Annotated in this window: 10 protein-coding genes and 2 pseudogenes; 3 read left to right on the top strand and 9 right to left on the bottom strand. The window is 69.6% G+C overall.

The window, feature by feature from the left end; translation table 11 throughout:
• Positions 1 to 891 precede the first annotated feature (891 nt).
• Positions 892 to 1143 (bottom strand): hypothetical protein, encoded by a 252-nt coding sequence (locus ABT171_RS34645; RefSeq protein WP_351250480.1) that lies wholly within the window; start codon positions 1141 to 1143, stop codon positions 892 to 894.
• A gap of 947 nt (positions 1144 to 2090) precedes the next feature.
• On the opposite strand from ABT171_RS34645, the gene ABT171_RS34650 reads away from it, so the two are divergent.
• On the top strand, positions 2091 to 2612 hold the full coding sequence (locus ABT171_RS34650; RefSeq protein WP_351250370.1) for a hypothetical protein: 522 nt from the start codon (positions 2091 to 2093) through the stop codon (positions 2610 to 2612).
• Between the two features lie 234 nt (positions 2613 to 2846).
• Here the strand turns inward: ABT171_RS34650 and ABT171_RS34655 are convergent, their stop codons facing one another.
• From ABT171_RS34655 to ABT171_RS34680, 6 genes are all read right to left on the bottom strand, one after another.
• The gene (locus tag ABT171_RS34655) at positions 2847 to 3869 is read right to left on the bottom strand and encodes a histidinol-phosphate transaminase (protein WP_351250371.1); all 1023 of its coding nucleotides are present in this window, start codon (positions 3867 to 3869) and stop codon (positions 2847 to 2849) included.
• Positions 3870 to 3872: 3 nt separating this feature from the next.
• On the bottom strand, positions 3873 to 4892 hold the full coding sequence (locus tag ABT171_RS34660) for a 3-oxoacyl-ACP synthase III family protein (RefSeq protein WP_351250372.1): 1020 nt from the start codon (positions 4890 to 4892) through the stop codon (positions 3873 to 3875).
• Positions 4889 to 5542 carry a DUF8713 domain-containing protein gene (locus tag ABT171_RS34665; RefSeq protein ID WP_351250373.1) on the bottom strand — a complete coding sequence of 218 codons (654 nt, stop codon included), beginning with the start codon at positions 5540 to 5542 and terminating at the stop codon, positions 4889 to 4891. The genes ABT171_RS34660 and ABT171_RS34665 overlap by 4 nt, the downstream gene beginning before the upstream one ends.
• Entirely contained in the window at positions 5514 to 7295 is a 1782-nt protein-coding gene (locus tag ABT171_RS34670) for a thiamine pyrophosphate-binding protein (protein WP_351250374.1), read from the bottom strand. The genes ABT171_RS34665 and ABT171_RS34670 overlap by 29 nt, the downstream gene beginning before the upstream one ends.
• Complete coding sequence (locus tag ABT171_RS34675) at positions 7292 to 8308, bottom strand: GlxA family transcriptional regulator (RefSeq protein ID WP_503077765.1); 1017 nt, start codon at positions 8306 to 8308, stop codon at positions 7292 to 7294. The genes ABT171_RS34670 and ABT171_RS34675 overlap by 4 nt, the downstream gene beginning before the upstream one ends.
• 936 nt (positions 8309 to 9244) lie before the next feature.
• Complete coding sequence (locus ABT171_RS34680; RefSeq protein ID WP_351250376.1) at positions 9245 to 10153, bottom strand: aldo/keto reductase; 909 nt, start codon at positions 10151 to 10153, stop codon at positions 9245 to 9247.
• A gap of 76 nt (positions 10154 to 10229) precedes the next feature.
• Between ABT171_RS34680 and ABT171_RS34685 the strand changes: the two genes are divergently transcribed.
• A complete protein-coding gene (locus ABT171_RS34685; protein ID WP_503077768.1) occupies positions 10230 to 11219 on the top strand; it encodes an ArsR/SmtB family transcription factor in 990 nt (329 codons plus the stop codon).
• 50 nt (positions 11220 to 11269) lie between these two features.
• On the opposite strand, the pseudogene ABT171_RS34690 reads toward ABT171_RS34685, so the two are convergent.
• Positions 11270 to 11654: pseudogene (locus ABT171_RS34690) on the bottom strand (transposase); the annotation flags it as partial.
• On the opposite strand from ABT171_RS34690, the pseudogene ABT171_RS34695 reads away from it, so the two are divergent.
• Positions 11653 to 12023 (top strand): annotated as a pseudogene (locus ABT171_RS34695) (transposase); the annotation flags it as partial. The pseudogenes ABT171_RS34690 and ABT171_RS34695 sit on opposite strands and share 2 nt — an antisense overlap.
• A gap of 47 nt (positions 12024 to 12070) precedes the next feature.
• Here the strand turns inward: ABT171_RS34695 and ABT171_RS34700 are convergent.
• Complete coding sequence (locus ABT171_RS34700) at positions 12071 to 12526, bottom strand: MarR family winged helix-turn-helix transcriptional regulator (protein WP_351250378.1); 456 nt, start codon at positions 12524 to 12526, stop codon at positions 12071 to 12073.
• Positions 12527 to 12543: the final 17 nt, after the last annotated feature.

Here is a 12543-nt window from a genome sequence, read left to right on the forward strand (position 1 = left end):
TGCGGGGGCGGGGTGCGTGTTGTTTTTACTTTTTTGGTGCGTCTTGTTTTTTTTTTTTTTTTTGGGCGGCCCCGCCTTATCGCCCCCCCCCCCACTTCATGCGTTGCAAGTACATCCTTGCTGGGACGGATCGGGCGTATCGGGTGCATCAGAGGGTACGTGGGTGATGCACCGGCCTCGCAGAAGCAGCAGTGGAACCCTGCGCCTCCTAAGGCTGCGGGGCCGATGCCCACATCCGGCGCCTTCACCGCCCCACATCCACGAGCTGCTCCACACGCGCACCGGAGCGTCGTCCGGCAGGGTGCCCAGCGCGAGCAGCCAGGCGTAGAAGAGAGCGTGGCCGGCCGACCGGCTGTGGTGGGTGCGCAGCAGGTCCAGGTATTCCAGCCCGTCGCCGACTGTGATGTCTGCGAGTGTTCCGCCCTTCGCCACCGTGATCCTGATAAGAGGGTTCAGGGCCAGGCGGCCGGTGAGTGAGGCGCCCATGGTGAGGGGCCGGCCAACGCCTCCAGCCGGGCGAAGCCGTCGGGGTCCTGGATCAGGGGCAACCGGTCCTGCAGTTGCATCGCCCGCCGCCTCAACTGCCATTCCCGCACGGCCGCAGCACGTCCGCCAGCACCAACGCGACCAGCCCCGAGCTGACGATCGGGCAGGTGACCTGCCCCGTGGAACCCACCCACTCGGTCGCCCGGGCACACCACTTCTGCCCCGAGGCCGCCGCCGGGCACCGGTGACACGGCACCGTCCGAGACGGGACCAGGAGTTCAGCGGCTTTCTGTACGGACAGGCATGGACGCATGCCGAGGGGCCGGTGGCGCTGTTCAGTCACGTGGTGACGTGGCTGCGCAAGAACCGGGTGCTACTGCCGGGCGCCTCTCGGTGTGCGAGTTCTCAACCGTCCTGGCGGGGCGTCACCGCCCGAGCACCCTCCATCAGACCCTTCCGGGCCTCGGCCACGATCTCCGTGTGCCGGATGAGCAGCTCGAGGTGGCTCGTGACCAGAGCCGCCTCGGCGGGCGTCGTCCAACCAGGTCTGTGGATGATGGTGAGGAGGTCCTCGTATTCATCGTGCGTGATGGACCTCGTCATGGTGATGAGATGACGAATCCGCTGCTCCAGGTGGGAAAGTTGAGTCTGCTCCATGGGTGCTCCTTGGACCGTACGGGTTCGAGCAGGCCATACATATCCGGACTGGAGTCGTCGCCATCGCGGCTGAACGGGTGGAGTGAACCCTGCCGAGCGATGCCGCCGTCACAGGTGCGTCTGGTCAAGTGCCCAGGGAACCGGCAGTGCTGTGGCCGACTCATGGCGGCAGCGCCGAGCCCGGCAGTGGGTCATGCGTATGGAAATCAGCGCATCGGGTGGCCGGGGGCCTCACACCGGGGGCTCTGCGTTCCCGGCTGGACGATGGCCGCGACGCGTGACTCCACCAGCCCTCGCACGCTGAGGGGCAGCAGGGGGCACCGGCTCGACCGCGTGGAGGCTGGGCACGCACTGGACCACCCTGCTCACCAGCAGCGTGCTGGCCTCGGGGGCCGTGCCACGGCGCTCGACGAAGTGGGGCACGGTGCCCTGGCCGGCGGCAGCCACAGCGCGGACGATGTCGGGTGCGACACCCACGGGAGACTTCTCGTGCGTTGCGACGCGATCAGAAACTCCCCTGAGCCGACGCTCCCTGCGCTCGCCGGTGACTGCCCGTCCAGGGCGATGGCTGCTCTGGTAGGTGACTGCGGGGGCGAGCTCACCCCGACGGGGAACAGGCCAGACCCGCGCCTGCTTCCGCGGTGGAAGACGGGCGGTGCCGGGTCCGCCCTGGCGTCACTGTCGATCGCGGCATGTGCCTGACTGCCCCGCGAGGGTGCCAGGGGCGGGACAGCAGGGGCTGGCTGCCAGCCGGTTGGCGACGAACGCAACCAGTCCCGCGTAGAGCAGGGCGGCTGGCCGCCAGGCGCGGGTTCCCGGATTCTCTCCAAGGGGTCCGCACGCGAACCCGTACGTCTATTTGACGATCCGGTCCGTGTCCGTCGTACCCTCTGCCTGCTCCTGCAACGGGAGCCAGCCGAGGAAGACGAGAACTAGGATCGCCTCTCATGCGGATCGTCCGGATCGCGCTCCTGGTGATGGGAGCCATTGCCACGCCCTTCACCGGGTTCTTCATCGGCGCGATTGCTGTTGCCGTCCTCGTGAGGCCGCTGACCGGTGACCCGGCTATCGTGGACACGGCGGTCCCGCTGGTCGGCATCGGCGGAGCCGCTGCCGCCGTCATCGGCTGGATCAGGCTCCTGCACTTTGCGCACTATCGACACCTGCGACGGCTGCGCCGCTCCGGCTCGGCCGTGCGGGGGAAGGTCGTCGCGGCGCGCACCTCTTTTGCCAAGAACCCGCGGGGGCCAGGCCACTGGACGGTGCGACTTGAGGTTGCCTGGACCGATCCCGGCAACGGACGCACACACGAGGCGAGCAAGGCTTTTCGCTTCACCGAGCGGAACGTGGAGAGCGTCCGTGACTTCGAGCGTCGCCACAGGGCCGGATCGGCGATCGGTGTGTTGCCCGGTCGGGGGTCCGGTTTCCTGCTCGACGTCCCGGAGCTGCCGGCCTGGTGGGACCGCTGATCGGCATAGTTGGGTACGGCGGTGCAGGTCAGCGACAGCACCGGCGAGGTGGCGAACGCCAAGGTGGCGACTGGCGACGTCACGCTCGACCGGCCCAGCTCGGCCAAGTACGCGGCGGTGGATGCGCTGCACCACGGGTGAGTCACACGTGGAGGCGCCTCAGGGCGCCACGCCTTCAGGCCGTATCGGCGAGGCCCGGTGATCGCCTCCTGCCGGGCCGCCCGCCTCAGGTGCCTACGTCAAGGCCGTGCCGCACTCCCGTACGCGCAGCCCCGCCAACGCGGTGAGCACCGTGTCGTTCGCCGTCCGGCTGCCGACGGTGAGCCGTAGCCCCTCGCCGGGGTAGTAGCGCGTCTGGACGCCGGCGACGGTCAGTGCCCTGGCGGCGTCGTCCACCGGATCGGGCGTGGCGAGCCAGACGGAGTTGGCGTGGCCAGGGGGTATGTGCCAGCCCAAGCCGACGAGTTCGTGCCGGAGTCGCTCGCGTTCGGCGATGACGGTGTCCACGCGCAGGCGCAGCTCGTTGCCGGCCTCCAGCGAGGCCTTCACCGCCGCCGTCGCCACCGCGTTGATCCCGAACGGCAGTTGTTGCCGGCGGACCCGCTCCACCAGGTCGGGGGCGCCGAGGCCGTAGCCGATCCGCAGGGCGGCGAGGCCGTAGGCCTTGGAGAAGGTGCGCAGGACCAGCACGTTGGGGTGCGCGCCCACGAGCGAGGACGTGTCCGGCAGGCCGGTGTCACGGGCGAACTCCACGTATGCCTCGTCGAGGAGCACGGTGACGTGTCGGGGGACCCGGTGCAGGAACACCGACAGGGCGTCGGCGGGGATCACGCCTCCGGTGGGGTTGTGCGGACTGCACACCACCACGACGCGGGTGCGGCGGTCGAGCGCGGCCAGCAGGGCGTCCAGGTCCTGGTGTCCGTCCGGCGACAGGGGTACGGGAACGGGCTGGGCGCCGACCATGTCGGCCAGCAGGGGGTACGCGTCGAAGCTGCGCCAGGCGTAGGCCATCGCATCACCGCGCTGGACGACCGCCTGCAGCAACTGCAGGGCCACGCCCACCGATCCGCTGCCCACCACGACGTGGTCGGGGGGCAGCCGGCACCATGCGGCGATCCGCTCGGTGAGGTCGTCGGGGTAGAACTGCGGGTACCGGTGAGCTTGCGCGACGGCCCGTCGCATGGCCTTGCGCACCGCGGGCAGCGGAGGGTACGGGCTCTCGTTCAGGGCCAGCCGGTGCAGCACGGGAACACTCACCGGTCATCCCCGCCCGCCGTGCCAGCGGATGGCGGCGGCACCGGCGAAGTCGCCCGCATGGGCGAATCCCCCCAGCACCACCAGGTCACCGTCCTTCATCTGACCCGAGCGGATCGCCCCGTCCAAGGTGATCGGGATCGCCGCTCCGAAGAGATTCCCGCACCGGTCGAAGGTGTTCAGGTGGCGTTCGGGCGGCAGTTGCAACGCCTCTCGCCAGTTCCGCAGAAAGGTGCGGTTGGGCTGGTTGGTGATGAGGACGTCGATGTCGCCGGTCGCCACGCCGAGCCGCCGGCACACGTCCGTGACGACCTCCGGGACGAGCCGGTTGCCGCGCGCCAGGACCTTGGCGACGCTGGCGTCGCTGAACCCGATCCGCAGCTGGGACTCTCCCGGCTCCCAGTACTTGCGGCCGTCGTCGACCGCCACGGTCATGTCCCCGGCGTACTCGCCGATGTGCCGGGTCTCCACGTCGAGAACCGGGGCCTCGGCCGACGTCGTCACGTATCCCACGCCGCAGCCGTCGCCCGGGATCGCGGCCTGGGCGAGCCTGCGCACCTCGGACTGGGTGAAGCACTGGCCCGCGGCGCTTTGCGCGTTGCAGATCAGTGCCGTCTTCGCATCGGTGGTGGTGAGGATCTGCCGCGCCAGTTTCAGCATGTACACGAAGGAGGCACAGCCCGCATTGGCCACGTCGACGAGCCACTCCGGATGCAGGCCCAGCCGGCGTGCGACCTCGGTGCCGGCGCCCACGAACGGCAGGTCCGGCAGCTGGCTGTGCACCAGCAGCACGTCGACACCTCGGATCGCAGCGGTGCCGTGCCGTTCGATCAGGGGTTGTACGGCGCGCTCGACCATGTCCGCGTTGGTCTCGTCCGGAGCCACGTGGTGCCGGAACGGCGGGACCTTGAACATGGGGTGGTTGCGGAGCTTGTCCTCGGCTCCGGGGTAGTCGGTGTAGAACTCGGCGGGGACCGGCTCGCCGGGGAGGTAGCCTGCGACGTCGGTGAGACTGACCGTGGTCACCGCGTCACCGCCGCCGCCGGAGCGACACTGACGGGCAGGCCGTTGCGGTGCCGGTGTTCCAGGATGGTCTTGAGGTTGTTCATCTCCACCGCGTGCCCCGCGTAGAACAGGTCCCAGTAGTCGCCCACCCAGGGCCGGTCCCGGCGGGGGGCCTTGTCGGGGTGCGGGTTGGCGTCGTAGTACGGGTGCCGGCAGTTGGTCCACGTGATCACCGATCCCGGCTTGTCGAGCACCAGGCGGGCCGGTACGACGCGCATGAGGTAGATCATCCACAGCTTCTCGCCCTGGTCCCAGGCACAGTGGTAGTCCACGGTCATGGCCTCGGGGTTGGCGGACACCCTGCAGTAGATCCTGGTGTCGTCCTCCAGCCGGTCGTGGCCGACCCACAGCCCCGAAGTGCCGGTCGGTCGGAAGTCCCGCAGGCTGCACGTCCACTCCTCCAGGTGATGACCCTGCCGGAGGTAGTCGTAGGCCAGCTCAGGGGGGCAGTCGACGTACTCGTGGATGGTGCAGTACTGCCCGTAGACCTGGTGGTGGGGGTATACGGCGTGGGTGAGCTCCATGCAGTGGGCGGTCAGCTCCTCTTTGCCGGGGTTCTCGATGCGCATCAGGCCGGGGATGTCAGCCAACGTGGACGATTCCTCGCTCATGCGAATTCTCCTTCTCGGCGGGGCGTGCGGTGCCGCTGTCGGTGGTTGTGGCGAAGGACTGGAAGGGCAGGAACGGCGGGATCTCCCGCGGGTCGCAGTCCAGCGCGACGAACGTCGGGCCGCCGCTCGTGTTGCTGCTCAGCAGCGCCCTGCGCAACTGCGCCACGTCGTCGGCCCGGGTGACGTCGAGGGACGGGAAGGCGGCGGCCACTCCCGCGGCGAGGTCGGTCCGGCCGAACAGGTCGTCGTTGCGGGCGCCTCCCTGGAGGAACCGCTCGCGCAGCGCGCACATGGCGTGGGCGTTGTTGTTGAAGATGACGAAGGTGACGGGTGCGGAGTACTCCACGGCGGTGTGCACTTCCATCCCGTGCATGAAGAAGGAGCCGTCACCGGCGAGTACATAGGTGCGCCGCCCGGTGGCGAGCGCGGCGCCGATGCCGGCACCGAAGGTGTAGCCCATGCCGCCCATGCCGACCGCCACCACGAAGCGGCCGTGGCGCGGCGCGGGGAGGAGATGGACCGCGCTGGCACCCGCGTTGCCGGCGTCCACGAAGACGTGCGCGTCCTGGGGGAGGGCCGCCTCCACGGCGCGGACCGCCTGGGCGTAGGGGACGGTTCGCCCGAGCGCGCCGGAATCCGGGATCGGCATGGGCACGGGGACGGGACCGGCGTGCCCTGGGCAGACCCGTGCGCGCGGTGGGAGCCGCCCGGTCACCGCGCGAAGCGCGGCCCGCAGGTCCCCGCCCAGTGCGGTGCCCCGCACGAACGGTGGTTCGGGACCGAGGCTCACCACTTCGGTGGCGGTCAGGGCCCGTTCGAGGCCGCCGCGGGCCAGGAGCGGCAGCCGGGTCCCCACCAGCAGGCACACGTCGGCCCGCCGCAGGCAGTCCTCGACGTTGCTGTGGCCCATCACCCCGGCCACGCCGGCGAACCGGGGATCTCGGTTGTCGAAGACATCCTTGGCGTCGGGGGTGACCGCCACCCACGCCCCCAGGGTCCGCGCCAGTTCGGCGAGTTCGGCACGAGCGTCCGCCGCGGCGACGTCTTCACCGGCGATGACGAGGACGCGGTCGGCCTTGCGAAGGGCGTCCGACACGGCGGTGAGGGCCGAGGCGTCGAGCGACGCATCCGATGCCGTCGGCGCCGGAACCGGTAAACCGGGCGCCGGCGCCACACCGCGGCCGGGCAACCGGATCCGTGCCTGCTGCACGTCCTTGGGCAGCAGCAGCACCGCAGGTCCCCGCGGAACCGTTTGTGCCGCCGCCACCGCCCGGGGCAGCAACTCCCTGAGGGACTCCGCGTCCTCGACCCGGGCGCAGAACCGGGAGACCGGTGCGAAGACCTCCGCGGCGTCGAAGGAGCCCCCCTTACCGCTGGAGTCCTGGAACGCCCCACGGCCTTCCTGACCGGTCGGCGGCTGCCCCACCAGGGCCAGCACGGGCACCCGGGAGGCGTACGCCTCCGCCAGGCCCGGCACGAGATTCATCGCACCGCCGCCCGAGGTGGCGGCCACGACGCCGAGGCGCCCGGTGGTTCGGGCGTACCCGTCGGCCATCGTGACGGCGGAGAACTCGTGCTTGGCGACGACGCCACGGACGGTGCCGCCGCGGTGAACGGCGTCGTACACGTCCTCGATGTTCGCGCCGCCGACACCGAACACGTGGGTGATGCCGACCCTGGCGAGTTCCCCGGCCAGGTAGTCGACCAGGCGTACCGTCCCTGCCTCGGACACGTCCGAGGTCGTGGTGGTCATGCGGGGCTCCTGTTCGTCTCGTGGTGCCGGTCGATGAGTCCGGAGGGCGAGATGACCTGGAAGCGGTGCCGGTACTCCTTCGGGGTCAGCCCCAGGGTTCGTCCGAAGGAGCGGAAGAAGGTCTCGGTGGCGGTGAATCCGCAACGGCTCGCCACCTGACTGATCGCCAGGTCAGTGGTTTCCAGCAGCTCGCGCGCACGGGCGATGCGCGTCCGCTCGACGTACTGGCCGGGCGTCGTGCCCACCTCCCGCCGGAAGACCCGGGCGAAGTTGCGCACGCTCATGTTGGCCCGCCGGGCGATCTCGGCCACGGGTAACGGGTTGTGCAGGTTTTCCAGAATCCACTCCTGCGCGGTCCGGATGGGCGGGTGGTCGGCCAACTGGGCGTCAAGGACCGCGCTGAACTGGGACTGCCCTCCGTGCCGCTTCAGGAAGAGCACCAGAAACCGTGCCGTCTCCAGGGCGAGCGCCGCACCGTGATCGGCCTCCACCAGAGCCAGCGCCATGTCGATCCCGGTCGACACACCAGCCGAGGTCACGAAAGGGCCGTCCCAGACGAAGATCGGCTCGGCGTCCACCGTCACCTCGGGATAGCGGCATGCCATCGCCGCGCTGTACGCCCAGTGCGTGGTGGCGCGTCTGCCGTTCAGAAGGCCCGCCTCGGCCAGCAGAAAGGATCCGCCACAGACGGACGCGACCCTGCGGGACCGGGCTGCTGCCCGGCCGATCCACGAGACCAGCGCCCGGTCCCGCAGCGCGTTGTCGAGACTCCAACCACCCGGCACGAGAAGCGTGTCGATGGCGCCCTGCCCTGTCTCCAGTGGTAAGGCCTCCACCACTACCCCTGAACTCGTGCGCACCAGTGGTGCGTCGGCGGAGACCAGGTCGATCCGGTAGGGGAGGCCCGACGGGGCGAGGAGCCGGTTGGCCGTATCGAACACTTCCATCGGTCCGGTGATGTCCAGGGCCATCGCTCCCGCGTACACCACCACAACAACACGTCGCTCAGACACGGTCACAGCCTGTATCGAGAGCCCCACTGGCTGCAATGACAGATTATTGACGTATTCGGCCAACAGGCCGTGGTCGGATCCGAGAGAGCGGTGCTGGCCAGCTGGTTCGCGCCCGGGAACTGACAGCGATGGGTGAGGAGGCTCACAGGGAACCGGCTCGTCTCCGTACTGCGGGCGGACCGATGTCAGAGGCGGCGTCGAGATGCCGCGGCTGCTGTTCTCATGAGATCGGGGGCGTTCTCCTCGGCGAGTGCGGCGATGACGTGAGGGGGCCTGGGCGCAGCAGTCCGCGCGGTCCAGAGAGGATGTCGCTGGTCCAGGAGATGACGCGGCTGACTGTCCGCGCGATGCGCCGCACGCGCGGTTCGCAGAAGAGGTACTCGGTTTGAACTCGCGGAGTCCGATGGGCTCAAGGCCTTTCACCGACGGTCAGGCCGGTGGGCGTGAGGCAGCCGCCGATCACGTGAGGCCAATACCGGATCTTCTTCAGCTGCCGCTTGACCACCCGGGTCAGGTGCGCGAAGTCGACGGCGGTGACATCGGCCGGCTGTCGCTTGCGTGTCTGACGTCGCTTGGGTGCCGCTCAACAGGCCAGGTTCCGTGTCGCCGGTCGCTGGCGCGTCCAGGCGATGAAGGCGTCACCGGGCCCGCTCTCTGCATGTCCGCGTACGAGCCCGCGGCTACCGCCGCGGACTTCGCGGAAGCCCGGCGGTGGGTGAACGGGATCGACCGGGCGCCGAGGCCGCGACCGAGTAGGGGAGACTGGACGCCGCCCGGTGGCCGGGTCAGCGGCCGAAGACTGGGTCTTGTGACCGTAGGCCGCCTCCTTCAGCCGTTGCCGCTCGGTGGCCGTCAGGGTCATGGGGCGGGCGGCGGAACGGGCAAGGCAGACAGCCCGATCAGCAGAAGTGGATCGCAACGCCAGGGGGGTCTTGCTCAAGTCGTCTCGTGGTGGAGGAGGTCCAGGGCGGTGAGTTCTTCCTCCGACAGGCGCAGGGAGCCGACGGCGACGTTCTGGACGAGGTGGTCGAGGTCGCCGGTTCCGGGAATGGCCAGGACGTGGGAACCCCGGTGCAGCGTCCACGCCAGCCGGATCTGGGCTGCGCCGACGCCGTGGGCGCGGGCGATGGCGTGGACCTCTGGGCTGTGGTCGGTGGTCGCGCCGGCGGTGCGTCCGGCGCCGGCGATCGAGTAGAACGGCACGAACGCGATGCGCTGTTCACCGCAGAGGTCGAGGAACCCCTTCTGCTCGGGCGATGCGCCGATGCCGTACATGTTCTGGACGCAGACCACCGGCGCGATGCTCTGGGCTTCGGCGAGGTGGTGAGGGCGGATGTTGGACAGGCCCAGGTGACGGATGAGTCCGGCCTCCCGCAGTTCGGCGAGTGCGCCGAAGCGTTCGGCGATCGAGTCGGTGCCGACGATGCGCAGGTTCACAACGTCGAGGTGGTCGCGGCCGAGCTGGCGCAGATTCTCCTCGACCTGGCTGCGCAGCTGCTCGGGGGTGGCGTGCGCCACCCACTGGCCCGAGGGATCGCGGCCCGGTCCGACCTTGGTGGCGATGACGAGGTCGTCGGGGTAGGGGGCCAGCGCACGGTTGATCAGCTCGTTGGCCGAGCGCAGCGGCGAGAAGTAGAACGCAGCGGTGTCGATGTGGTTCACGCCGAGCTCGACCGCGCGGCGCAGCACACGGATCGCCTGGTCGCGGTCGCGTGGTACGGCATCGGCCGCGAACGCCTCGCCGTGCTGCGGCAGGCGCATCGCGCCGAAACCGACCCGGTGGACCGTCAGGTCGCCGAGCCTCCAGGTGCCCGACGCCGCCGCGGTGATCGTCTGTGAGGTCATGGCGGGATGATCTCCGCACGGTAGGCTGGCCCGCCATTGATTCAGATATGTGTGAATCCATTGAGGAGTGGTTGTCCTGGCAGAGCTGGCGTTCTCGACGAGCGATCTGTCGCAGGTGCGGTTCGCCGTCTCACCGATGTGGGAGGTCGCGCCCAGCTTCCGGCTGCTGAGGTCCGGCACCGCGCATCCGGTCCACCGGCCCTGGGTCGACCAGGTACGCCCGCGCCTGGTGTCCGCCGGGCTGGACCGGGGATGGCTCTGCGAGCTGATCCCGCCCACCGGCGGCTACGTCCCCGACTTCCTCACCCCGGCCCCCGCCGGCCCGGCCCCCACCCCGGCGGCAGAGCGGGACGCGGTCCGGGCCGCGCCCGCCGACCGAGTACGCCAGGACCTCGACCACCTGGCCCGCCACCAGGGAACCCTCGGCTCCCGGCTACGAGCCCTGCACAACGACCCAAAGGGGCTCCTCGCCAAGGTCACAGACGAAATCGAAACCTACTGGGAACTGGCACTCGCCCCCTACTGGGCACGCATCCGGGCAGTCCTGGACGCGGACATCCTCTACCGGGCCCGCCTGGCCGCCGAGCACGGCACCGGCCACCTCCTCAACGACCTGCACACGTCCGTGAGCTGGGACAACAACGCGCTGCGGATGTCCCACCGCAAGCAGCCACTGACCCGCGCGACGGCAGGCACAGGACTGCTGCTGATCCCCTCGGTCTTCACCGGACCGGGGCTGCGCACCCGGACGACGCCGCCGGATCCACCCCAACTCGCCTATCAGGCACGCGGTGTCGGCTCACTCTGGCAGGCACGGCCCGTCACACGAGCCGACACCCTCTCCGCCGTACTGGGCCGCTCACGCACCCTGCTGCTGACCGAGTTGGAGATCCCGGCCTCCACCACACAACTGGCTCACCGCACCGGACTCTCCCCAGCCGGGGTGTCCCAACACCTCACCGCGCTACGCGACGCGGGCTTGGTAAGCGCCCACCGCGCCGGCCGCGCCGTCCTCTACGCCCGCACCACCGCAGCCGAAACCCTCCTCCAAGCGGCCTGCGCCTGACATCGCGTCAGCCCCGAAGCGCTTTCGGAGCTGATCACTTACTGATCGTTTCAGAATGAGGTTCGCAGGCGGCTGAGGCATAGGAGGCTGCAGGCCAGTTCGAGCAGTCCCTGGTGGAGATCCGCGCGTCGCTCGCAGCGGATGCGGAGTCGTTGGAACTGGTGCAGCCAGGCGAAGGCGCGTTCCACCACCCAACGGACCTTGCCCAGCGCGGAGCCGTGGGCGACGCCGCGTCGGGCGATCAGGGGGTTTGATGCCGCGTTTCCACAGCAGGCGGCGGTACTTGTCGAAGTCGTGGCCCCGGTCGGCGTACAGCCGCCGGGGCTTGTGGCGGGGGCGTCCCCGCAGACCCCGGATCGATGGGACCGCCTCCAGCAGTGGCAGGAGTTGGGTGACGTCGTGTCGGTTGCCGCCGGTGACCGTGACGGCCGGCGGAGGTAGACGCAGTTTCACCCGGACCGACTACCGCGACCTGCTCATCGCCGCGCGTCAGCAGATCGGCGCACCCATTGTGCTCGTGTGGGTCAACCACAAGGACCCCCGACTGCGGGAGTTCATCGACACCCACAACTGGATCACCTGCTATTTCCTGCCGGCCTACGCACCAGACCTCAACCCCGTCGAGGGCATCTGGTCCCTGCTGCGGCGCAGCAGCCAGGGCAACACCGCCTTCACCGACCCCGACCACCTCATCAACACGCTCCGGCTGGTCTCCGCCAGATCCAGTACCGCAGCAACCTCATCGACGGAGGTCTCGCCGGAACCGGACGTAGGTTGACGACGTCACGGCAACAACGTCAGTAGCGCTCAACTGCGGGAACGGGCGTCCGCGGCGGCCCATGACACGGAGATCATTGGTCCCCGGCGGCCTCCGTCGGCAGGCCCTGGCGAGTGGCCAGCCGGTCAAGCAGACCGGTGAGTTGTGCGGTTTCCCCGGCGGTCAGTCCCGCAGCCAATTCGGCGTCGGCGGAGTGTGCCAGCTCTCCGCAGGTCACGAGTAGTTCCCGGCCGTGCTCGGTGAGCGTCAGCACCTGCCGCCGGCGGTCGGCCGAATCCCTGACCCGCAGAATCGCACCCAGCTTCTCGAGGTGGTCGGCCAACGCCACGACCAAACTCGGCGCCACGCCCATCACCCCGGCGATCTCGAGCTGCGACGAGGCCCTCCGGGTGTCCAGCACCACCAGCAAGCCGACGTGCTTCGGCTTGAGTCCGAGGGGCTCGATACGGGCCGCGAAGAGATCGGCCGCCATGGCCCCGAGTACGCCGAGACGGAAAACAACGCTGGAGTTCACCTTGCTCTGAGCCACAAAGGCGATGCTACATT

It is taken from the genome of Streptomyces sp. NPDC001851 (assembly GCF_040297165.1).
Taxonomy (GTDB): Bacteria; Actinomycetota; Actinomycetes; order Streptomycetales; family Streptomycetaceae; genus Streptomyces.

What these genes read in the sequence shown, in the direction of transcription:
- ABT171_RS34645 (WP_351250480.1), bottom strand. Translation starts at nt 1,143, where the DNA reads ATGGAGCAGACTCAACTTTCCCACCTGGAGCAGCGGATTCGTCATCTC.
- ABT171_RS34650 (WP_351250370.1), top strand. Translation starts at nt 2,091, where the DNA reads ATGCGGATCGTCCGGATCGCGCTCCTGGTGATGGGAGCCATTGCCACG.
- ABT171_RS34665 (WP_351250373.1), bottom strand. Translation starts at nt 5,542, where the DNA reads ATGAGCGAGGAATCGTCCACGTTGGCTGACATCCCCGGCCTGATGCGC.
- ABT171_RS34670 (WP_351250374.1), bottom strand. Translation starts at nt 7,295, where the DNA reads ATGACCACCACGACCTCGGACGTGTCCGAGGCAGGGACGGTACGCCTG.
- ABT171_RS34680 (WP_351250376.1), bottom strand. Translation starts at nt 10,153, where the DNA reads ATGACCTCACAGACGATCACCGCGGCGGCGTCGGGCACCTGGAGGCTC.